At 41.2% G+C, this 22277-nt stretch carries 10 protein-coding genes, 1 tRNA gene and 6 pseudogenes; all 17 read right to left on the bottom strand.

The annotated features are described in order from the left end of the window. Window positions 1–38: 38 nt before the first annotated feature. Window positions 39–3102, bottom strand: a pseudogene (locus tag DXA05_RS12215) (TonB-dependent receptor). A 246-nt stretch (window positions 3103–3348) separates the two neighbouring features. Further along, window positions 3349–4238, bottom strand: a pseudogene (locus DXA05_RS12210) (PfkB family carbohydrate kinase). A gap of 59 nt (window positions 4239–4297) precedes the next feature. Continuing rightward, window positions 4298–4379: transfer RNA gene (locus DXA05_RS12205), tRNA-Leu, on the bottom strand. Between the two features lie 73 nt (window positions 4380–4452). Next, window positions 4453–5513, bottom strand: a pseudogene (locus tag DXA05_RS12200) (S41 family peptidase). A 47-nt stretch (window positions 5514–5560) separates the two neighbouring features. Continuing rightward, window positions 5561–6421, bottom strand: a complete 861-nt coding sequence (locus tag DXA05_RS12195; protein ID WP_004299583.1) for a DUF3316 domain-containing protein — start codon at window positions 6419–6421, stop codon at window positions 5561–5563. Next, window positions 6421–9065, bottom strand: a pseudogene (locus DXA05_RS12190) (DNA gyrase/topoisomerase IV subunit A). The gene DXA05_RS12195 and the pseudogene DXA05_RS12190 overlap by 1 nt, the downstream one beginning before the upstream one ends. A 206-nt stretch (window positions 9066–9271) precedes the next feature. After that, entirely contained in the window at window positions 9272–10615 is a 1344-nt protein-coding gene (locus DXA05_RS12185; protein WP_128859194.1) for a Gfo/Idh/MocA family oxidoreductase, read from the bottom strand. An 87-nt stretch (window positions 10616–10702) separates the two neighbouring features. Continuing rightward, window positions 10703–10942 (bottom strand): hypothetical protein, encoded by a 240-nt coding sequence (locus tag DXA05_RS12180; RefSeq protein WP_004299591.1) that lies wholly within the window; start codon window positions 10940–10942, stop codon window positions 10703–10705. 3 nt (window positions 10943–10945) lie between these two features. Then, window positions 10946–12270 (bottom strand): annotated as a pseudogene (locus DXA05_RS12175) (Gfo/Idh/MocA family oxidoreductase). Window position 12271: 1 nt separating this feature from the next. Then, entirely contained in the window at window positions 12272–13039 is a 768-nt protein-coding gene (locus DXA05_RS12170; protein ID WP_165861510.1) for an FAD:protein FMN transferase, read from the bottom strand. A 52-nt stretch (window positions 13040–13091) separates the two neighbouring features. Beyond that, the gene (locus DXA05_RS12165) at window positions 13092–14495 is read right to left on the bottom strand and encodes a putative oxidoreductase C-terminal domain-containing protein (RefSeq protein WP_117683153.1); all 1404 of its coding nucleotides are present in this window, start codon (window positions 14493–14495) and stop codon (window positions 13092–13094) included. 4 nt (window positions 14496–14499) lie between these two features. Then, window positions 14500–15510, bottom strand: a complete 1011-nt coding sequence (locus DXA05_RS12160) for a Gfo/Idh/MocA family oxidoreductase (protein ID WP_117683154.1) — start codon at window positions 15508–15510, stop codon at window positions 14500–14502. A gap of 6 nt (window positions 15511–15516) precedes the next feature. Further along, on the bottom strand, window positions 15517–16308 hold the full coding sequence (locus DXA05_RS27550) for a glucosamine-6-phosphate deaminase (protein ID WP_117683155.1): 792 nt from the start codon (window positions 16306–16308) through the stop codon (window positions 15517–15519). Further along, a pseudogene (gene nagA, locus DXA05_RS27545) lies at window positions 16289–17475 on the bottom strand (N-acetylglucosamine-6-phosphate deacetylase). The gene DXA05_RS27550 and the pseudogene nagA overlap by 20 nt, the downstream one beginning before the upstream one ends. A gap of 32 nt (window positions 17476–17507) precedes the next feature. Beyond that, a complete protein-coding gene (locus DXA05_RS12150) occupies window positions 17508–18824 on the bottom strand; it encodes a sugar MFS transporter (RefSeq protein WP_117683157.1) in 1317 nt (438 codons plus the stop codon). Window positions 18825–18935: 111 nt separating this feature from the next. Beyond that, the gene (locus DXA05_RS12145; protein ID WP_117683158.1) at window positions 18936–20585 is read right to left on the bottom strand and encodes a glycoside hydrolase family 32 protein; all 1650 of its coding nucleotides are present in this window, start codon (window positions 20583–20585) and stop codon (window positions 18936–18938) included. A 17-nt stretch (window positions 20586–20602) separates the two neighbouring features. Continuing rightward, window positions 20603–22207: a beta-N-acetylhexosaminidase gene (locus DXA05_RS12140; protein WP_117683159.1), complete on the bottom strand. Its 1605-nt coding sequence runs from the start codon at window positions 22205–22207 to the stop codon at window positions 20603–20605. Window positions 22208–22277 lie beyond the last annotated feature (70 nt).

Raw genomic sequence — 22277 nt, 5'->3', positions numbered from 1 at the left:
TGTGTTCCGCATGGAAAACTGGCAGTGGCACCTTGTCACTAGAATGTTAGGTTGATACCGAAGGTATAGACTGCAGGTACAGGATAACTGCCGTTATCTACTCCGAATGCGGTGGCAGTTCCTCCAAGTTCGGGAGTATATCCGGTGTTATGTTTCCATGTCTTCAAGTTCTGTATGTTGACATAGACTTTCAGAGCTTGCAGACGTATTTTGGAAATTAAGCTCTTGTCGAACGTATACGCTAACTGTACGTTGCGGATACGGAAGAATTTGCCGTCCTCAATGTAATAGTCAGAGTTGAGGTTGTTGATGGAATGTTTGGTGTTTAGCAACGGTTGGGTGTTGGACGTACCTTCTCCGTGCCAGCGGTCCAAACGTTGTTCCAGGTAGTTGAACTGGGCAAAATTGTAGTTATCCCATGTACGGAAAATCTTGTTTCCGCCTTGTCCCATCATGTCGATGCCTAATGACCAATTCTTGTAGTCTACTCCGAGAGAAAAACCGTAAGTGACCTTTGGAGTCGGGTTGCCTATCATGGTACGGTCTTCCGGGGTGATTTCTCCGTCACCGTTCACATCGGCGAATTTCAGGTCACCGGGGGTAACGGTAGCCAGTGTATTTTTGGGTGATGCGTCAATATCTGCTTGTGACTGATAAACACCTGCCACTTTGTAACCATAGAAATATCCGATAGGATAACCTGCCATTGTGTAACTTTGCTGCTTATCTCCGGCAATGATGGAGTATCCTTCCTGAACAAGACTTTTTACCTCATTCTTGATAGTAGTCAGGTTGGCACTGACGGAATATCCCCAATCACCAATCTGATCGCGCCAGGTTACAGCCATTTCCACTCCTTTATTCTGAATCTCTCCCAAGTTTCCGATACCGGGGATAGTTCCGGAAATTCCGGGAACTTCGGCTAACAAATCTTTGGTATTCTTCTTATAGTAAACACCCTCAAAATGCAAGCGGTTGCGAAGCAGGTTCGTTTCAAATCCGGCTTCCCAGGCTTCTACTTTTTCCCAACGCAGGTTAGGATTAGGAAGATAGGCAAGCTGGTATCCGGGATAAATGATGGACGGTTTACCGAATACGGCCGAATAAGCATTGGTCAATAAGGGTTCGGCAGGATAGGCTTTATCCAGGTTCTGGTTTCCTAACGTACCGTAAGATGCTTTGATTTTCAACATATCCAGCCATTTGATGTCTTTCATAAATTCTTCTTCAGACATCAACCAACCTCCACCCAATGAGAAGAAGTTCTGCCATTCATTGCCTGTGTAGGAGAAAGCGGAAGAACCATCCCGGCGGAAAGATCCGTTGAACAAGTATTTACCTTTATAGTTGTAGATCACACGTGCAAGTACGGATAATGTACTGCGTTCCCATTGAGTACTTCCATTGGTAGCGGTAGCTGCATCGCCGATGCTGACAAACCATTTGTCCGGATCATCCGGAATGACCAGTCCGACCCCCTGCTTGCGTGCTCCGTCCAATCGGCTCAACGAATTATAATAGGTAGTAAAACCGGCGGTAGCTGTCAGGTTATGATTTCCATTATCAAAGCTGTTGGTGTATGTCAACAGGTAGTCGCTCTGAACTTTGGTTTCATTCTCTTTAAACTGGCTGACCTCGGTCTTGCCTGTTCCCAAAGTAGAGATCCCTCCGTTGACAGCGGCATCGTATACTTTTACGATCGGTGTATACGTCCGTCCGTTGTTCGACGCATAATCCATGGAGAACATTGCTTTGAACGTGAAATGTTTCAGGAAGTCTACCTCACCATAAATGTTACCGGAGGCCCGGTAGTTTTCCGCTTTGGTAGTATTCGCTTTCAATTCGACGTCTACCATCGGGTTGTTGATCTGCGCTTTCTGGAATTCGGGCAGGGCCGTATATAATCCGTATTCGTTGTTATATACCGGAGCGATAGGAGTTGCGCGTAGGGCATTCAACACCTGTTTGGAATCGGCAGGAAGCATACGTGCACCGTTGAATTGGAAACCGACTTTCAAAAAGTCCGTAATCTTATAATCATTACTTGCGTTGATGGTTACCTTACTGAATTTCTCATGCTCGATGTTGCCTTGTTCGTAAGAGTAGCCTACACCCAGATAGAAACTATGTTTGGGCGAAGCCCTGTAATACTGATGTTATTGTTTGTAATGAAAGCAGTCTGGAAAATTTCGTCTTGCCAGTCGGTATTGGCATCCCAGCCGGTATAATCGAAAGGGTCATCTTTCTGATTGGCAAGCTGTTCGTTATATAGTTCCTTGAATTGTGAACCATTCACCAGTTTCACTTTATCCACTACTTTCTTAAAACCGAAAGAAGTATTGATATTGACCAGTGTCTGCCCCTCTTTGGCTTTCTTTGTGGTAATGATGATGACACCATTCGCACCGCGAACACCGAAGATAGCCAGAGATGACGGGTCTTTCAGGATTTCCATAGATTCGATGTCCTCCGGATTCAGGAAATTGATGTTGTCATTGAATAATCCGTCGACAATGTACAGCGGTTTATATCCGTTGATGGAGTTTGTTCCGCGAATACGGATTTCCGGGTCCGATCCGGCTCGTCCGGAGTTTACAATCTGCACACCTGCCACTTTCCCCTGAAGGGAAGACAGCGGATTCATTGCCGGTTTGTTGGCTAACTCTTCTCCTTTGACATTGGTGATAGAACCTGTCAAGTCTCTTTTCTTTGCACTACCGTATCCGATAACGACTGTTTCGGCTAGTACTTGTGAATCTTCTTTTAAAGTGACATTGATGACGTTCTGTGCCCCCACTTTAATGGTTTGCGAAGTCATCCCCACGTATGAAAATGCCAATACGTCCTCCGGAGTGACAGAGATTGAATATTTACCGTCCATGTCCGTGATGGTTCCGGTGGAAGTTCCTTGTACGAGTACCGATGCGCCGATCAATGGTTCATTGGCAGCGTCCGTCACTGTTCCTGTCACCGTCTTTGTCTGTGCAAAGGCTGATGCAGAGCCAGTAGCAGGCAAACAAGCGTCATGATGCTCCTTGACCTGATGGCTTTTTTCTGAAGATGTTGTAAAAGTCTAGTCCTCATTGCATTAAATTTTTCCATTTGTTATTATTTAGGTTGAAGTCTTTTTTCTGCCGTCTTTTGGCGAGAGTAACAAAGGAAACAAACGAAATTCAAAAAAGATTTTGGAAAAAAGAGGGAATGGTTGATTTTAACACTAGAAGAGAGGTGACTGTTGAAAAAGTCAGGCACGAACCGGTGTTGTTCGTGCCTGAATAATGGGATGAGGATTACCCGTTGGGGGAGGTATATCCTATGTATACGTTGTTCGTTTTATGATTTCCTGTTTTAAAACATCTGTTCCGCAGTGGTCATACATTGAATGACATCTTCTTTGCTGCCATTGAAAGGACCTGATTTCTCTATTTTTAGAGTTGACATGGCGGCTGCAAAACGTCCTGCTTCTTCGATGCCGGCACCCGATACCCGTTGGTATAGATAGCCGATGGTATATGTGTCTCCACACCCTGTTGCGTCTACCACCTCTTTGGGTTATATGCCGGAATACGATAGAAGTCTTTTCCGTCGAAAATAAGTGATCCCATGCTTCCCAAGGTGACAAGCACTTCTTTCACGCCCCATTCATATAATTGACGGGCAGCTTCATGCGGTTCGGAAAGACCTGTCAGCACTTCCATCTCGTGCTCGTTGACTTTCAGGAAATGGATATATTGCAGAGCTTCCCGCTTATCTGTCCAGTCCACCGGATAGACGTGAGTGTCACGCACTTCACGTAAATAGCCTTGTGAGTCTACTGCAATCAACCCTCTTTGAGATAGTTCTTTGATTACTTCCAATGAGAAGTCGTCAGACAGCAGAGAGCCGAGATGGTAGATTTGCGCATCTATATCTTTCAGCTGACCGGCAATGAACGGATCGGCTTTTGCTAATACACGTTGAGTACGGTCGTCCGGATTGGCGCCATAGATATTCTCGAAGTATACGGAATATTTGCTTGGCAGGGCGGTCACATGAATACCCATTTCACGTAGTTGTTCTACGACGTTCATTTCAGTGGCACCGACAGCTGTTACTAAAGCGTAATCGATGTCGTTAAAATGGCGGATGGCATGTGAACAATAAAAAGCCGTTCCTCCCGGCATATAGACAGTGTTTTGGGGAGTGACTACTTTGTCTAATGTGATGTGACCGATGCAGCAAAGTTGATGTTTATTCATGTCTAACCAATTAAAAAGCCTCCAAGATAGTATCTTGAAGGCTTCTAGTTTATTTTTAGTGCGGCTGATAGGACTCGAACCTACACGTCTCACGACACCAGATCCTAAGTCTGGCGCGGCTACCAATTACGCCACAGCCGCATGCGTAGCTTTTTTGTTTAGCGGTGCAAAGATAGGAAGATTTTCTGATTTGGCAAATAATTCGGCAATAAAGTTATTCACTTAAGATTTCGAATGCTTTTTCAATCAGTGGATCTTTCTTTTGTGATTCTATGTCACCCTGCTCTATCCCTTCTTCCAGAATCTTATCCATGTTTACGTATACATCAGGTTTTATTCCATCCTCCAATGACTTTCCATACTTATCAAAGTGGGGGCTGGCAGAGAAGCGGACGCTCCAGCCATTGGGTAATTCTGATGAAAATGGCAGCCCTGATCCACCACCAGTCTGATCGCCCAGCTGGATGATTCTTTTATCCTCGTTATCATTGTTTAAGCTGCGCATTATGTTAACAAAATCATTTGTGGCACTATAACATCGACGATTGGTTAGTATCACGACCTTTTTTTGCCAACGAATACTGTTGGAGGGTTCTAAATAAATGGGTTCCATCTCTGAGAAATCATTGTGTCCCGGACCTGTCTTATGTTGGATATATCCTGTTAATGCCAGTTTATCAGTGAACCGGGCAGCTATGCGTGAAGAATTGGTTAGATTACCTCCTCCGTTATCACGGACATCGATAATTAATCCATTGCAGATTTGTAAATAGTAAAGGACCTCATCCAAATTGCCATCTCCAACTCCGGCACTGAAACTTTCATAACGTATGTATCCTATGTTATTGTCGAATATTTTATATTTAAGACCAGCGGATGTGCGATAGCCTGAATTGGCACTACCCAGATAATAGTTATAAAGAATATCTTCTCTATAATTCCAAGGGTAGCCTGATACCATGCATCGTAATAAGAAATACGACTGGCAGAAGATAGATTGACATGCCCGTCTTTCAAGATATAAAGCATTTGGCTTAGGATGTCGAACAGGTCATCATTAGACATTGACGGAATAATCAGTTTGCTGTATTCGTCATGAACAGCATCCCAGTCAATACCTTTCGTATCCAGGAAACAATACTGTTCGTCAATAATCTTCCATAGTTGTTCGAAATTACCTCTGGGATCATTGGCGTAGTCATCTTCCCCAATGCAACCAGTCAGCACCGGAAGGCAGCAGAGCAGCCAAAGTATTTGTCTAATCTTATTTCTCATCATTAATTGATCTCTCACTTGAAGTTTCAACATTAAATTTTGTTCTCTTAGTAAGCTCTAACTGATGAAGGAAGAGCGGTTCCTTTCTTATTTCGGATACGGTATAGGTCTTTCACAAATCCTACCATGAATACGTGTGAGTAGGTATGTGTCTTGATATTGTTAACGTTGGATTGCTGCAAATCAGCCAAGTAGCTGAAGCGCATTTTGGTATATCCTATCGGCAGGTCGACGGAGAGCATCTGTCGCAACGAAGGTTGATTGTGCAGGGAGGTAAATTTTATTACTCCACTCGAATTTCCCAAAGAGAATATCTCGTAATAAGATTGTCCGTAGTGGGGAGAGAACATCACTCCCATAACCGGCAGATTGACCTGATAACGAAGCACCATTGGATACCGTTTGATTTTCAGGTGCCAAATAGCCATTCCGGAGGCATCCAGATTGACGTATGCCCGTGCGGATGCCGGATTGTTGGTGTTCCGGAGATTATAGACAAAGCCTCCGTTGACATCTATCAATCCTCCGGCTAATAATTTGAAATTATCTGTCAGGCGGAACTGGTAATGTAATCCATAGTTCCAGTTGACTAATCCGGAGAAAGTGTTATTGTTATCGGCCCGGTTGTGCGTATAGCTGATGTTTGCCTGAAAGAAGTTCTGCACAGATACATTTCCATCAAACAACTTGGTCATCCGAATCAATTCACGGGAAACACGGAAGTCGATTCCTTTGTATTCCTGCGGTGAAAGATAGGTGTCGAAAACGTTAGTAAATCCGACACCATACATGGTGGCACGTGTTACATACCGATGGGCTTGCAGACTGTCGATCTGCGCTTGTAATCTTGTGCAAAGGGCGAACAGGATGCAACCTGTCAGCCCCAGGTATATTAGTTTTTTCTTCATCAGAATAATTTCATCTGCCCGGTGATTTCATCAATAATATCGCCTTCGCTCTTGCCGCTGTCCGGATCCAGATTTTCCGGCTCCTCTTCAGGAACTTCCTGTTGTTCTTGTGAGGGTTCGGGGAAGCGAGTTGGTTCAAGCTCATTGATCGTCTCCACTGCATAGGTAGTAATACGTTTTCCCTTGGCTTTGAAACCTTTGACAGCAATGAATTCATCCGCATCGATATTCAACGGATCACGGAAATTGTCGTGTCCGCCAAATATGACTTCCAGACGAGGATAGTACTCGTCGGTCAGCAGGATCAGACGGTTGTTCTTATTTTCTCCCAAGTAGTTCTGTTTACGGTTGGAGGCCTCAAAACAGAAACGTTTCAGATACGGATAATTCTGTTGGTCGGCATCGTAAAGCGCGGCAGTCCATATCTTGTTAGGATCAAACTTCTCCACGATGCTTACATTATCTTCATAGTGGTTGCTCAAGTCGAAGTTGGTAGTATAGAAATCACCGTTGTTCAGAACAATCAATATGCTGTCGTCGCTTTGGAATTCACCCAGATATTCACCTCGTCCGTCATAGTTGAGGCGGAGTATGTCACGGTCAAACCATACTTTACGTCCACCGAGCGTAGAACCTCCTTTTTGTTTCAGGGATATCTTATGTACCGGCAAGCGGGTAAGAATCACGCCTCGTGCCTGACGTCCCTTGATGCTGACCTCACTGAAGTCATGCTCGAAAATGATACGGCGTACACGCGGATTCGGTTTCAGTGTCACCTTGATGATTTCGGCTTCTCCATTCGGGTTGGCGCTGAATAGGTAATCCGTGATTCGGGAGTTCCCTGTGTGACATCATATTCGCGGTCGCGAACTACAGAGGTCACGGCGAAACGTTTTACGTATGTCGTTCCTTCTTTTCCGTCGCGGTAGGCTACATTGTAGATCGTACGTTTATCGTTCTTCTTGAATACATTGACATAAAGAACGTTTTTGCCGACGAATTTCTTGTCGGCAACAGGAGTAACGATATACTTACCGTCGCGGAAGAAGATAATGACATCATCGATATCCGAACAACATGCAACGAACTCGTCTTTTTTCAAGGCTGTTCCGATAAATCCTTCTTCGCGGTTGATATAAAGTTTCTCGTTTGCTTCTACTACTTTGGCAGCTTCGATGGTGTCGAAGTTACGCAGTTCCGTACGGCGCGGGAAGTTCTTGCCGTATTTGTTTTTCAACATCTGATACCAGTTGACGGTATAATCTACGATGTGAGCCAGATGATTATCAATCTCGGCCACTTCTTCTTTCATCCTGGCAATCAGTTCATCCGCTTTGTCCGAGTTGAATTTCAGAATACGCCCCATTTTGATTTCCATCAGTTTGAGAATATCCTCTTTGGTTACTTCGCGGATAAACTTCGGGTAATAAGGCGTCAGGCGTTCGTCAATATGTGCACAAGCTGCGTCCATATCTTTGGATTGCTCGAACTCTTTGTCCTTATAGATGCGTTCTTCGATAAATATCTTTTCGAGCGAAGCAAAGTGCAACGCTTCCAGTATTTCGTTTTTCTTGATTTCCAGCTCCTGCTTTAGCAAATCCAGCGTGTTGTCTGCCGACTTTCTCAAGACTTTGCTGACAGTGAGGAAATGAGGTTTGCTGTCATCAATCACGCAGCAGTTGGGTGAGATGCTTACTTCGCAATCGGTGAATGCGTACAATGCATCGATTGTTTTGTCCGATGATGTACCTGGTGCCAGATGCACTAATATTTCTACGTTGGCAGCTGTGTTGTCATCTACCTTGCGAATTTTGATTTTTCCTTTATCAACAGCTTTCAGGATAGAGTCGATCACTGTTGAAGTGGTTTTCCCATAAGGGATCTCTGTGATTGCAAGCGTTTTGTTATCAATCTTGTTGATCTTGGCACGTACTTTCACTGCTCCGCCACGTTCTCCGTCGTTGTATTTGGCTACATCAATCGAGCCGCCTGTCTGGAAATCGGGATACAGTTGGAATTCTTCCCCACGCAGATAGCTGATGGAAGCATCACAAAGTTCGTTGAAGTTATGCGGCAATATCTTGGAAGAAAGTCCAACGGCGATACCTTCCACTCCCTGCGCCAGTAATAACGGGAATTTCACAGGAAGAGTGACTGGTTCCTTATTTCGTCCGTCGTATGACAATTTCCATTCGGTAGTTTTGGGATTGAAGACAACATCCAGCGCAAATTTGGATAAACGTGCCTCGATATAACGGGGAGCAGCCGCACCGTCTCCGGTGAGGATATTACCCCAGTTACCCTGACAGTCAATCAACAGGTCTTTCTGTCCCAACTGTACCAAGGCATCCCCGATAGAAGCATCCCCATGCGGGTGGAACTGCATGGTGTGTCCCACAATATTTGCCACTTTGTTATACCGCCCGTCATCCAGACGTTTCATAGAATGCAGGATACGACGTTGCACAGGCTTTAAACCGTCATTGATGTGAGGTACGGCACGTTCCAGAATAACGTATGAAGCATAGTCCAGAAACCAATTCTGGTACATGCCTGTTAACTGATGTTTTACGCTTTCGTCCCGCGCGTCCGCCGGTTTGTAGTCTGAATGTTCTTCCGTTATCTCGTTGATTTCGTCACTCATAAAATTCGTATATACTATAATTTTAACGCATACGCACGCAAAAATACAAAAATAAAAGAGATTTCGATGAAAAACGGTGAATATTCCGTGTGTTAAAAGGGTATAAATCAGCTTTACGGAAGGAAAACAGAAAGGCATATCCTATCAAAGACATGCCTTTCTGTAAAATTATAACCTGATGAAAAAACGAGAAATGGGGACATGATTTAAACCCGTATTTCCCAACCTTTTTCGTACTCTCTTCCCCAAAGTTTATTGGCTTCCAAATCGTTGAGAATTCGTCCACTTCCCGGATCAATCTGTAATGAATGTCCGACACGTTGGGCAATGTTACCTAATTGTACCAACTGGGTACTGATACAGGCATCTACAATTCCGGAATTTAACTTTGTTCCTTTGCGAATGGCATCAAACCAGTTTCGGAAGTGGAAGGCATCCAGCTTTTCGGATGGATTCAACAGATTGCCGGTCTCAAATTTTAAATCACTTTTTACCTCTTTAATCGTTTTACCTTTTATATCTGCAATTTTATATTCATTGCCACCGCCAATGAAGAGAGTTCCGGTTTCTCCATAAAATGCGGTTCCTACTCCATATCCGTCTACCGGCATCGTATTACAACTACGTCCTTCCCATGAAAAAGATGCTTCGTCGCCAAATTGGAAGGTGATAAGTTGTGTGTCAGGAGTTTGCCAGTCGTCTTGAAAACGATACCGACCTCCGATAGAATCAACCTTTGTAGGATAATCCACACCTAACCCCCAACGGAGCATATCAACAAAGTGAGTTCCATTGTTGAGTGCTTCACCTGTTCCCCAGTTCCAAAACCAATGCCAGTTATAATGGATGAAATTATCTTTGAAATCTGCAACACGTGGGGCAGGACCTTGCCATAAATCCCAATCCAGATAATCAGGTACAGGAACAACTTTCCCTGTTCCAATGGAAGGGCGATTATTGACATACCAAGATTTGGCATATCTCACTTTTCCGATAGAACCGGATTTTATTTCTTCCATAGCTTTAATTACATTGGGAAAGGAACGGCGTTGGTTACCCACTTGAACAATCCGGTTATATTTCAAAGCGGCTCGAACCAGCATTTCATTTTCTGCCGGATTATGACTGGTCGGTTTTTCCAGATAAACATGCTTTCCGGCCTGCATAGCCATAATGGCTGCTTTGGCATGCCAATGGTCAGGGGTGGCAATCACCACTGCTTCAAAATCATTCGACTCTAACATCTTACGAATGTCTTTTTCTCCTTTGGGAGTACGTCCGGTAATTTTGTGGATAGCAGCCTGACATTTTTCTAATGCTCTTGAGTCTACATCGCAAATGTAAGTTACTTCACAATCTGGAAGTTTGGCAAATCCTTGCGCCAGGGCCTTACCTCTCGAATTCACTCCAATGACTCCGATACGTATTTTTTCGTTAGCTCCCAGAATATCTTGATAACGGCTTGAACCGAATCCTGGAAGTATGCTTCCCAATGAAAGTGCAGCTGTACCTGCCACTGTTTTTTTGATAAAATCTCTTCTTGTTGTCATAGTATCTATTTTTCTCCAAAATTAGGTTGTTATTAGAATATGTGAATGAGCTTTTCCGTCAATTCTCCTTCAAAAAACGTCAATCTCTTATTTTTTTCTTCGGAAAAGGTGACTCAAGAATATCAGGATTCCTCGGGGAATCCATAAGATAAGATAGATGAAAAAACTAATCACGATGACATACCCGATTTGGGATATTATTTCAATCCATGGGCGGGAATAGATAATGATTGCAATTACGTTGATGATAAATGCAAGCAGGAAACTTAGAAGAAAGATATTCCTTTCTTGTTTCAACTTTTTTGAGGTGATAATAATATCTTTCATAGTTTAGAATTTCATATAGGGTATTTTATATTCGTCGGGGAAGAGGATATGGCGTTGTTCATCCATTGCTTGATTCCCAAGTAAGCAAAGGACCGTAGAACAATAAGCCTCTTCTACTACATTCTGTGCTTTCTCTCCAGTGATACAAGATTGGCAGAAAGAGGATAGAATGATATCCGATCCGTCTTTGTCTGCTCCGATCATACTTAAACCACTGTTAACGTGAATATCTCCATTAATGATAAAATGTGGAGTGTATTCCATTTTTGTTTCCGGCCGCCAACTAGGTCCTGCCGTTGGGATGGCGGCAAAAGCTTTGTCTTTTACCTGGTCAATCAGTTGGCGGATGCCCGAAGTAGAATGGTCTTCTTCCAGGTAATAAATACCTTTGGCCATATCCATCGTTCCTTTACTTCCCAGAATTTGGTCTTCCATTCCGTTGAACTTGTTGGCGATTAATGATTCGTAGGCAATCTTGGTTCCATCGGAATATCGGTAAGTCACATTTACACTATCGTATACTTCACGACCGTCTTTCCAGTAAACAATATCACCCATCCCCATGATACTTACCGGCATTCTTTTAGCTGCCCAGTTACATACTTCCAATTGATGACAAGCCAGTTCGGTCATTAGTCCGCCCGAACTGGCTTTATATATCTCCAATTGATTTTGCGCTCCAATTCCGGTGAAGGAACAGGACGACGCCAGTCTGCATTTCTGAACCAATGACAGCGCATTCCTACCACATCTCCGATCAGTCCGGAATGAATCATTTGCATCCCTTTGATATACTTCTCGTCATACATTCGTTGCATACAAAAGTAGAGTACTTTTTCAGACTGGTTGTAAGTGTCATAGATAGCCTTGCACTCGTCAAGGGTGCGTGCCATTGCTTTTTCACAGAAGACATGTTTGCCGGCAGCTAATGCGTCCAACACAATAGGTGCGTGCCAGTTTAGTGGTGTGGATATGATGACTCCATCAATGTCTTTCGATTCCAGCAGCTTACGGTAGTCTGTATAGGACTTGGCATCCGGGCAAAGCTCCAATGCTTGCTGAAGATTGGGAGCATAATTGTCACACACGGCTACAATTTGTGCATGAGGTATTTCCTTGAGGTTATGGATGTGGTATTGCCCTCTGGAACCTGTGCCAATTAAAGCAATCCGTGCTTTTTCATGTTTAATCTCTTTCAATTTTTCGGGGGTACAGGAGGTAAGCCAGGGAGTGGTAGCTAATAAAGCGGTTCCTCCGGCAACATATCCCAGACTTTTTATAAATTGTCTGAGCCCTAAGTCTACTCCTTCTTTTTTATTGTCTTTCATGTTATAAATCATATAGGGTTGCTTGTATATCTTTAAAATTCTCTGTGAGTAATTGCTGTTGTTCTTTATTCGCAATCATCCATACGGTACTTAGAATTTCAGCCTCTAACGGATCTGTAGATATGATAGAGCTTGCTTTTCGTTGTTCATTAAATAAACCCGTAAGTGGATTCATAATGTGTCCGGTATATTGCAGCGTATTACCGGAAGTGGATAATGCTGTATTTTGAAGGTTGAACTCATTTAAAAGAGACTGGTTATACGGATTCAGAAAACTCACTTTCCAACTGTCTCCATAAGGATGATGTCCCATGCCCAGAATGGAGCTATTACCGAAATTGACAAATGCATGGTTGACGTTTTCTTGTTCTATGAGTTCTTTGATTTTCTTCAAAGCATACCCTTTGGCAAAACCTCCGAAGTCGAGTGTAGGTCCGAGTACAGGTAAGAAAATATGCCGGTTGCCGAATTTTATTAGGGAGAAATCTTTCATCGTAATGTCGAAGAGATGGAAAGTACGCTCATAGTAATATTGGCAGAGTTGAAGAATTTCTTCTAATTCTGTGCTGATAGGGATAGGGCTTTGAGATTTCAAGCTGTTCAGTCTGCTTACTTCACTTTTCGGATCAAAACGGTTCAGTATTTTATCTAAGTGTTCTATTTCGTTTATAATAACTGCCCATATTCGATTTAATAAGGTGAAATCGGAATGAATGATCAGGATGTCAAAGCGTGTCCCCATGATATGAGGAATGAATCCATGAAACATGGATTCATTATTATAATATTTGTATCTTGTTTCTAACACCTTATTGAGCCTTTCAATTATTCTCCAATTTTGCCATTTCTACCGCAGTGGTAGTGATATAATATTTAGAGATTATATTTTCATTTTCCCATTCTGGCATATCTTTGTATTGAAGATAATGCAAGAATGTCTTGGCTACTTTACTGAAATGAGCTTCATGGTTTGATCTGTGTTCTTGTGGAATATCAATCAGATAAAGTTCGTTGTTTTCTTCTTTTACAGATAAGAACGGATAAGTGTCTCGTAATTCTTCAATGGTTTTTTGTAACTGAATCCTGAATGTGGCACTGTCAGTGTTCTGTTCTTTTTGAATGTAGAGTTCTTTTGTAAATCCGTTCTTTTTATTTTGAACTGTTTTTAATGTGGCCTTAGTACCTTTCTTGATGGAAGTGAAGGTGTCTCCTCCATTAGTTGGTGGAGCATAATTCCAAATGACTTTTATTCCTATATGAATTCCTTTAATCGTAAAATTCAATGTTCCGTTTGCCAATACTTCCAATATGTTATTCTTTACGTATTTGTCAAGAAAAGGAGGAAAAGAATCTATTTGAGTTGATTGGCTGAACTCTGGCAATGTGATTGAAGTAGGCCAGTGTGTGGCGTTTGTTACTTTTACATCCGACTGGTAGCGGATCGTTTCATCCGAAAAGCACTGCCATTGCACCAGATCGATAAGGTGAGTCGTTACATCAGCAATACCTTCACCTTGTTGTGCTGTATCGTAATACCAAGCAGGTCTGATCAACGGTTTGCCGGATACGTTCTTGAAGAAATGATGAACACTTTCCATGGTGATAGAAGGACTCTCCGGTGAACCTTGCTGCAGTTCACCGAACAGTTCCTTTTTTTGTAATAGTTCTTTTTCTATAATGTTGAGAATATCATATCGCTCTGTCATCAGGTCATATAAAAGAAGTTTTTTTTCTTTTGCCAGCCGATAAGCTTCAACCAGCAAGTTGAAATCCTTTTGGTTGATTGCTAAAGGTTTATCAGAGAGAACGTTATATCCTGCTTTGATAGATTGTATTATATATTGTGCCTTTTTTTGATTGTTTCCTGCCAAAACAACAACATCTCCTTTCTGTCCGGCGAGCATTTGGGAAAGATAATCATCTCCTGTATACACCTGGCTTACCCATGAGGTGGGGGCCTCTGTACGTTGGTTGTAAGAGTTGATACTTTCCATATATTGGTTAAAGCCTGTCCCTTCGGGAGCATATACGTGAATTGTATCGTTGACATCTGTCAGCGTATCTTTCTGGAGTAAACTGGCGTGGAAATGTCCCGGATCGAGAACGATCAGTTTTATTTTATGAGAACCGTTTGCCTCATTGGCAGTCTGCCTTTTAGATAAAGAGCATGAAGCTACCACCAATGAAAGCACTAAAAATCCGATGTTATTGTATATAAATTTCATTCTTTTATTTCTTATTACAAGCCTTGATCAATTTCTGTGCATCTTTCCAGCCTTTCTGGTAAGCTTCTTCTAGTGTGACAATCTTGCCATTTTGTTCTTTACTCATATTAGAAGCTTGCATAAAAGTGAATATTTCAATTGTTTCTTCTTTTGAAACAGGTGCAACTCCGGTTCGGAAGAATGTTAGGATTTGTTCAAGAAGTACTTTATAGCCCTGATATCCTCCTACGGTTATTGCTCCTTTGGAGGTAAAGGCTGTCCCGCCATAAATTTGCGGTCCTTTAGTGATTCCCCGGAATATGCCGATTCTTCCATCCTTCCAACGTCCTACTACAACATCTCCTCTGTCGGAAGACATGCGGTTGACAGACTCGCATCCTGTACCCATGGCTGTGTACAAAGTTTCAACCCCATGGATTCCATAGAAACCGAAATCCGGATGAGTGGGTTCCACTTTATGCGGAGAATAGCAGTCAGCTCCTAGGATTTTACCTAGTTCATTATTCCGCAGTTTTTGATTTTGAGGAGTAAATCGTAAAGCAGAGGATGAGAAGATCGGTATGTTGTATTTCTCCGCCATCTCATAGATAGCAATAGCATCTCCTAATGTAGCTCCGATAGGCTTGTCTATGTAGCAGATCTTACCAGCTTTGAAGACCTCCATTGCCTGCTCCAGATGAAGTCGTCCGTCATTCGTTTCCAGAAGTACACAATCCACTTTATCCAATAAGTCTGCTATGGAAGAGACGATTTCTACTCCTTGCGTCTTTACTTTTTCAATGTATCCGGGAATACGTTCGTAGCTGGATTGAATTGTTTTAGAACCATACGGATAAGCGGCTACTACCCGGAATCCTTGAGAAAAAGTTTCATCGGAGCCGCTATTGATCAATTCTGTAAAAGCGGTAGAATGGGAAGTATCCAAACCGATGATTCCTATTTTCATTATTTTTTGTGCGTATATACCGACACTGATCATCAGTAATATAAAGAAAAAAGCGATTCTGTTTTTCATGATTGGTTATAAATTTATCTGTTCTGCACTTTCAGTGTCCAAATATAACGAAGATTTTTCTTTTCTTCGCAATATGCTTGCCGGACATTTTTCTGAAATTTCACCATAAATGGCCCGATATACTGCGTGGGCTTTATTCTTGAAAGGGACAATACAAAACATCCATTCGGCTTTTAGCAAAGCAGGTATTGTTAGTGTCAAAGCTTCTTTAGGTACTAAATCTAGTCTTTCGAAGCATTTTTCGTTAACTTGCTGTTGGCGGCATACCGGATCAAGTTTTACGATTTTCACCAGTTTGGGATCATTGAAATCAGCTACATCCGGATCATTGAAAGCAATATGTCCGTTTTCTCCGATACCCAGGCAAACAATGTCTACTGGATATTTAGTAAGCAGATCGGCATATCGTTTGCATTCCTCTTCAAGACTCTCTGCGCGTCCATTCAGGTAGTTCACCTTTTTGAAAGGAACTTTGTCAAAGATACGAATACGGAGGAAATGCCCGAAACTTTGTGGTGCGTCTGGATGAATACCTATGTATTCATCCATATGGAAGGCGTTGATTCTGGTCCAATCTATTCGCTTATCATGGATTAGATGATTTAAAAATTCGTTTTGTGAGGGAGCGGCGGCAAAGATCATATTGATTTCAGCCTTTTCTTCCAAGAGCTTGCAGATTCTGTCAGCTACTTCCTTTGCGGCTTCATTGCCCATTTGTTGGAGAGTGGGATAAATTTTAATGGTTAATAGCTCTTGTTGAAATACTTTGGTTTCAGATTCATTTACTATAGATAACATGGCCTCTGATATTGTGTTAATAACATTGATTTGATTGTCGAAAATGATAATGTCAGCATCTTTACCTGCTTCAAGAGAACCTTTTGATGAGTCAATGTGTAAAATGCGGGCAGGGGTGAGTGTCATCATGCGGATAGCATCAGTGAGGGGAATGCCAGCTAATTGTACCATGGTTCTAACTAAACGGTCAGTGGTGGCTACACTACCTGCAAAAGCAGAACGATCCGGCATTTTTGCAACGCCATCTTCAATAATAACTTTTTGTCCGTTAGTCAGGCTTCCTAGAATGGACTCTCCATCTGGCATTCCAGCGCCTCGCATAGCATCGGTACAGAGTGCGGTTTTGTCAGGTCCTTTGAATTTATAAACAAATTGAAGGAGCGGCTTGGGGAGATGTATACCGTCAGCGATGATTTCAACTGTTATATCATCAATCAAATAGGCAGCTTCCACTACTCCTGCATGTCGAAAAGCATTTCTGCGTGTTACGGATGACATGGCCGAATATAAGTGAGTTATATGAGTATATCCGGCTTTGTTTGCTTTTTCCACCTCTTCATAGGTTGCGTCAGTATGTGCAATGGAAGGGAGGATATGCTGTCTTTGCAACTCTTCCCCCATTTCGATAGCTCCTTCCAATTCTGGCGCGATGCTCCAGCGTACAATATCCTGTGAGATATTTATAAAATGGTTATATTCTTTCGGACATGGTTTTTTAAGATAATTAGGGTCTTGTGCCCCACACTGGGAAGGTGAAAAATAAGGACCTTCAAGATGTAGACCTATAAATTTAGCACCTTTATTATTCAGAACTTTCGCTTTTTTATAAATAGTAAAAGTATTCATTAACTCTTCATCGGTGCAGGTCAGAGTTGTAGGCACCATAGCTGTTGTTCCATACTTCGCATGAACTTCCGCTATTCTTAGAAATGCCTCTACTGTTCCGTCCATGAAATCATGTCCGCCACCTCCATGAACATGCATATCGATAAAACCAGGAGATACATATTGTTGTTTGGCATCTATTATTTGGTCGTCCGGGTTTATCTCAAGCATTTTGTCGGCAAGGATTTGTTCGATCTTTCCGTTTTTGCAAATCAATGCCTTGCCCGTATCTATGCGATCAGGAAAGATGAGTTGTCCGTTTAGAATGATTAGTCTCTTCATTTTATATTGTTTGAGGTTTATTCATTTGTTTTTTATCTCCATGAAGTGATTTTGTGTCCTTTGACAGCAAAGAATACAAGATAAAGGAAGCAGGGGATTAATACCCAATAGCCGATACGTAAATCGTATATTTCAGCAAAGTGACCATAAACTAACGGAAGGATTGCATTTCCGCAGAGTCCCATGATTAACAGTGAGGAACCTGTTTTGGTAAACTTTCCCAGACCATGAATGGATAACGGCCAGATACCTGCATAAATCAGTGCATTTGGAAAACCTAATGCATTGAGAAAAAAGATGGAGGCATTGGCTTGATGGCCGAAAAGGGTTACATTGAAGTCGGCAAATACAACTCCGAATGAAAGGAATAGTCCTAGTACTGTACATATAATCAGTGCATTTTTCTGTGAGATATATTTAGGAATTACGATGATTCCCAATATATAACCGATCATCGTACATGCCAGAGTATATGAGGGAAATGCTTTTGCCTCCAATAGATCCATACCCATGGAATTAGCATAATTGATGATGGTATCAATGGCTATCACTTGTGTTCCTACGTGAAAGAAAATAGCCAATGCACCTAAAATAAGGTATGGAAAACCAAAAATGTTTTTCTGATTACTATGACTGCTTTCTTTGTCGTCTGTCGCATTTTGTTCATCCGTATTAATTTCGGGTAAGACAGAATATCGAATGACGATGCCTGCTAATAAAAGTAGTATTCCTAGTATCGTATACGGAACGATGACACGTTGTATCAGTTCGTCAAGCATAACACTTTGGGTCATTGTATCCAGTGTACCTGATTCTATCAGGGCAAAAAGTTCGCTGTCATCAGCTTTTAGAATCAATGCAGCGAAAATGAGAGGAGAGATAATTCCGGCAAACTTGTTACATATACCCATGATACTGATACGACGGGCAGCACTGTCAATCGGACCAATAATGGTTACGTACGGATTAGCTGCCGTTTGCAGGATTGCCAGACCTGTTCCTATGGAGAACAAACCGATCAGGAAAATTTCGAATTGTCGAGCTAAAGCGGCTGGAACAAATATGAAGGCTCCTAATGCAGTTAACATAAAGCCATACATGATTCCTCGTTTGAAGCCTACTTTCTTTAATAGTATCCCTGACGGAACAGCCATCACAAAATAGGCAATGTAGAAAGCAAATGCTACAAAGTAGGATTCGAAATGTGTAAGTTCGCAGGATATACGGAAATAAGGAATGAGTATGGAGTTGACCCAGGATACAAATCCAAAAATAAAGAACATTCCGGCTAGAATGGCTATTGAGATGTAGTAGGTCTTTTTTTCGTTTGATAGGTTCTTATTTTTCATAGTAACTGTGTTCTATTGAGTAATTATTTAAAGCAAAAGTATGCTTTCTTTGGTTTATGGATTGATGAAAAAGCGAAAAATCATATTCAAAAAACGTATTCTTATCAAGTATTATTTTATAAAATCATTCTGTAACTCTTTGTATATGCTTTTCATCTGCCAGACATCCATACTAATAAGAGTAGCATCTCTTCCCTGTGATTTTAGAGAAATCCCTACACTTTCTTTTTTGCCTGGATAAACTCGGGTTGTTACTACTTGTTTGTCATTAACAAAGATTTCAATAATACTTTTGTCTATAAATATATGTAACTTAAGCGTTTCGTTCGGCTTAAGATATACAGGAGCGAGTTCTGGTGCTCTGGATATTACATCCGGAAGTATAGAAGAGTGGGCGGTTTCAAGTGAAATCAAACTCCATCTTTGATTTTTCAGTGCAGGATTTGTTCTGACTAAGTCAACCCCTCTATCTTTGAAAAATTTGATAGAAGTAAATTCTTCTTTATCAGGTGAACGTAGAACATTCATTTCTATCATTGGCGAAGATTTTATATTGATCTCAGCTTTGATTTCAAGTGCATTTCCCTGTATGTTATCGATTATGATTTCTTTGTTTGCCGGTAGATGGGTCTTATCTATATGTTGATGGTGGGTGCGGAGTGATTTATAATCTCCATAAGGTTGTATGTTGATTGTGTCACATTTGTCTAATGTGAGTTTTCTCGGAAGTGTTGTAATACCTCTCCAGCCGGGAGATTTTTTGCCTGTATGCATGTTATGTATAACTATGACTCCTCCTTCGCCATCACTTGTTGCGCTTGGAGCATGTACTCCTCCGGGGAGAAAAGACATGAAGTTAAAACGTCCGTGAAATGTTGGATAAAAACAATGTTCTTCTTTATTGTAGTCTCCTAATAAATACTGGCTACCGGTTGTGTGGCTAAAAAATAAAAAGATATATCTGTTTCCTATTGGCCAAAAGTATGGACATGAAGCATCCTCTCCTGGTGGTAAGAAACATTCATTTTTCATGAAGTTATGTTCGTATTTCCAGATTTTTAAGTCTTGTGAAGAAAAAAGAGAAGTTGATCGCATCGCTTTGTTACCGGGACCTGTATTTGTCCGTCCTCCCGTCACGGCATAGTATATGCTGTCTTCTTTCCAAATGGCAGGGTCAAACACATAGTATGGCAGAGTCTCTCCTGATTTTACTCTTGGAATGGCCGGTGTTGCTACCTTTTTCCAGTTTAGTAATAACGGATCGCTGGATGTAGCCACAATATCTCCTAAGTCAACTCCATAATACATAGCTATGACTTTGTCTTTTTCGGCTAGGGTGGCACCGGAATAACACATGTTTTCCGGGCTGGGATATAAAGCTATGGGCAGATCTTTCCAGTGAATTAAATCATGACTGACCGCATGTCCCCAGTGTTGTCTAAAATCTTTAGAGGGCAAATATTGATAAAATAAATGCCAATTCCCCTGCCAATAGCATAAACCGTTAGGATCGTGTAAAATACTTTCTGGACTAGAAAAGTGATAGATTGGTCTGTAGGGATTGTTCTTCCATTCTTCCCGGCATTCGTTTAAATATTGTACGAAAGAATCTTTTTCTAGTTCTCTTAATTGATCTTTAAGATTGCTGGAAAAGTTTTTTTGTAATATCTTTGATTTGGGATAAGATGCCTGTTGAGCATAACATCCTATTGCAAGGAATGTCGTACAAAATAGAAACGTGTAAATATTAACTCTGCTCATTTTTTTGATTGTTGATTTTATCTAACTGGTTCTCCGGTCTCTTTAGGGGTAAAAGGATCTGAATAGTAGATATGATCTTTCTTATATAAATCAAATTGTTTTTTTAGACGTATATTGAAAGAATTGATATTCTTATTCATTTCCTTTGTCCATGCATTTTCTGCTAGTGCTGCTATCCGAGGAAATAGCATATAATCGAGTCTGTCCTCTGTTTCAATACGCTCTGTCCATAGATTAGCTTGTATTCCTAGTATGTTACAATTTTTAGGATATTTGACTGGTATATCTTGTGGACTGAAAGAATATACTTTTTGATAAGAGTTGCATGAAAATTTTCTCCAGTCAACTCCATGTACTTGTAAAGTGTCTTGTGCATAATCAAGATACATTGGTAATCGTGGACATAATACAATATTAAATTTTCTATCTAATGATTTCTGGAGTTGTTCAGGTCTATTCTGTCTCCAGAAAAATACGATGGTATGTTCAGGAGATAATTGGGAATCAGCTACTTCGTCCCAAGCTGCAACTTTGTTATGAATAAGCAGAAGAGAATCAGCCATCCTTTGGAAAAAGTAATTTTCTACGTCTTTTAAATTCTTCATTTTTTCATGTTTCATCAAGTCTTGGATATCCTTGTTAGTATTCCAATCCTGATTGCCATAATGTACTTCATCTCCTCCAAGGTGGATTACTTGCGAGGGGAACAGCGCATCTACTTCTTTTAGGATGTCCGTTAAATAAGTGTATACGGAATCTTTCCCGGGGTTAAAGGTATATCCAGGATATTTAGGAGAACCGCCACCGCTAAATTCTGGATATGCTTTAGAAGCAGCAGATGCATGTCCCGGCATATCGATTTCAGGTATAATGTGGATGTTTCGTTCTAGAGCATAAGTTACGATTTCTTTTATTTCTTCTTGTGTGTAGAATTGAGCAGGAGTGTATTCTTCTCCATAATTGCCGATTCCTCCAATGAGAGCTAGTTTGGGATATTTTTTTATTTCTATTCTCCAACCTTGGGAGTCGGTTAGATGCCAATGGAACCTATTTAGTTTATAAAGGGCCATCCAGTTTAAAATCTGTTTTACTTTTTTCATTCCCCAGAAATGACGGGCTTCATCTAACATAAAACCTCTCCAGGCATATAAAGGGCTGTCCTCTATTTCCCAGCATTCGATAGGTACAAGGGTGTTTTGTAACGTGGATAATCTGGTTAATTGAACTAAAGACATGACACCATTTATCATTCCGCTTGGTTGTCCAGCAGTAATAGTTATGTCTTTGGTGTGCATTTTTAAAGAATATCCTTCTGATTTGAATTTATAGTCTTTCTTAAGTTTAATAACATTGTATACAATATTTGAATCTAGAGTTGCTTTATCAGGAAGTGTACTTACAGCGATTGAAGTATATCGGAGAAGCTCTTTCTGTAAAAGGTAAGCTTGGGATTCAAACTCTTCGGTATATACAATAACACATCTGCTTGATAGTTGGAATGTTTCATTTATCCTGCTACTGCTTTGTGGATATGGAATTAGAGGACAAGTATTCTGCCCACGTATGATGGTAGTATTTAATATGTTTCCAATGAAAAATAATATTAGAAGAATTTTATTCATGTTTTTGTCGGATAAGATGAACAATATTACAGTTTAATATAAATAAATTAAGATTCCATTTATATTAACT

The sequence above is a fragment of the Bacteroides sp. AM54-2NS genome (assembly GCF_003602935.1).
Classification (GTDB): domain Bacteria; phylum Bacteroidota; class Bacteroidia; order Bacteroidales; family Bacteroidaceae; genus Bacteroides; species Bacteroides xylanisolvens.
The sequence above is the reverse complement of the archived record's forward strand: the minus strand, read 5'-3'. Positions and strand labels throughout refer to the sequence as shown.

Excerpts from the sequence above, each read along its gene's own strand:
- DXA05_RS12180 (WP_004299591.1), bottom strand. The coding sequence starts at position 10,942 with ATGAAAGATATTATTATCACCTCAAAAAAGTTGAAACAAGAAAGGAAT.
- DXA05_RS12150 (WP_117683157.1), bottom strand. The coding sequence starts at position 18,824 with ATGAAAAATAAGAACCTATCAAACGAAAAAAAGACCTACTACATCTCA.
- DXA05_RS12165 (WP_117683153.1), bottom strand. The coding sequence starts at position 14,495 with ATGAAATTTATATACAATAACATCGGATTTTTAGTGCTTTCATTGGTG.
- DXA05_RS12170 (WP_165861510.1), bottom strand. The coding sequence starts at position 13,039 with ATGTTTCATGGATTCATTCCTCATATCATGGGGACACGCTTTGACATC.
- DXA05_RS12185 (WP_128859194.1), bottom strand. The coding sequence starts at position 10,615 with ATGACAACAAGAAGAGATTTTATCAAAAAAACAGTGGCAGGTACAGCT.
- DXA05_RS27550 (WP_117683155.1), bottom strand. The coding sequence starts at position 16,308 with ATGTTATCTATAGTAAATGAATCTGAAACCAAAGTATTTCAACAAGAG.
- DXA05_RS12195 (WP_004299583.1), bottom strand. The coding sequence starts at position 6,421 with ATGAAGAAAAAACTAATATACCTGGGGCTGACAGGTTGCATCCTGTTC.
- DXA05_RS12160 (WP_117683154.1), bottom strand. The coding sequence starts at position 15,510 with ATGAAAAACAGAATCGCTTTTTTCTTTATATTACTGATGATCAGTGTC.
- DXA05_RS12145 (WP_117683158.1), bottom strand. The coding sequence starts at position 20,585 with ATGAGCAGAGTTAATATTTACACGTTTCTATTTTGTACGACATTCCTT.
- DXA05_RS12140 (WP_117683159.1), bottom strand. The coding sequence starts at position 22,207 with ATGAATAAAATTCTTCTAATATTATTTTTCATTGGAAACATATTAAAT.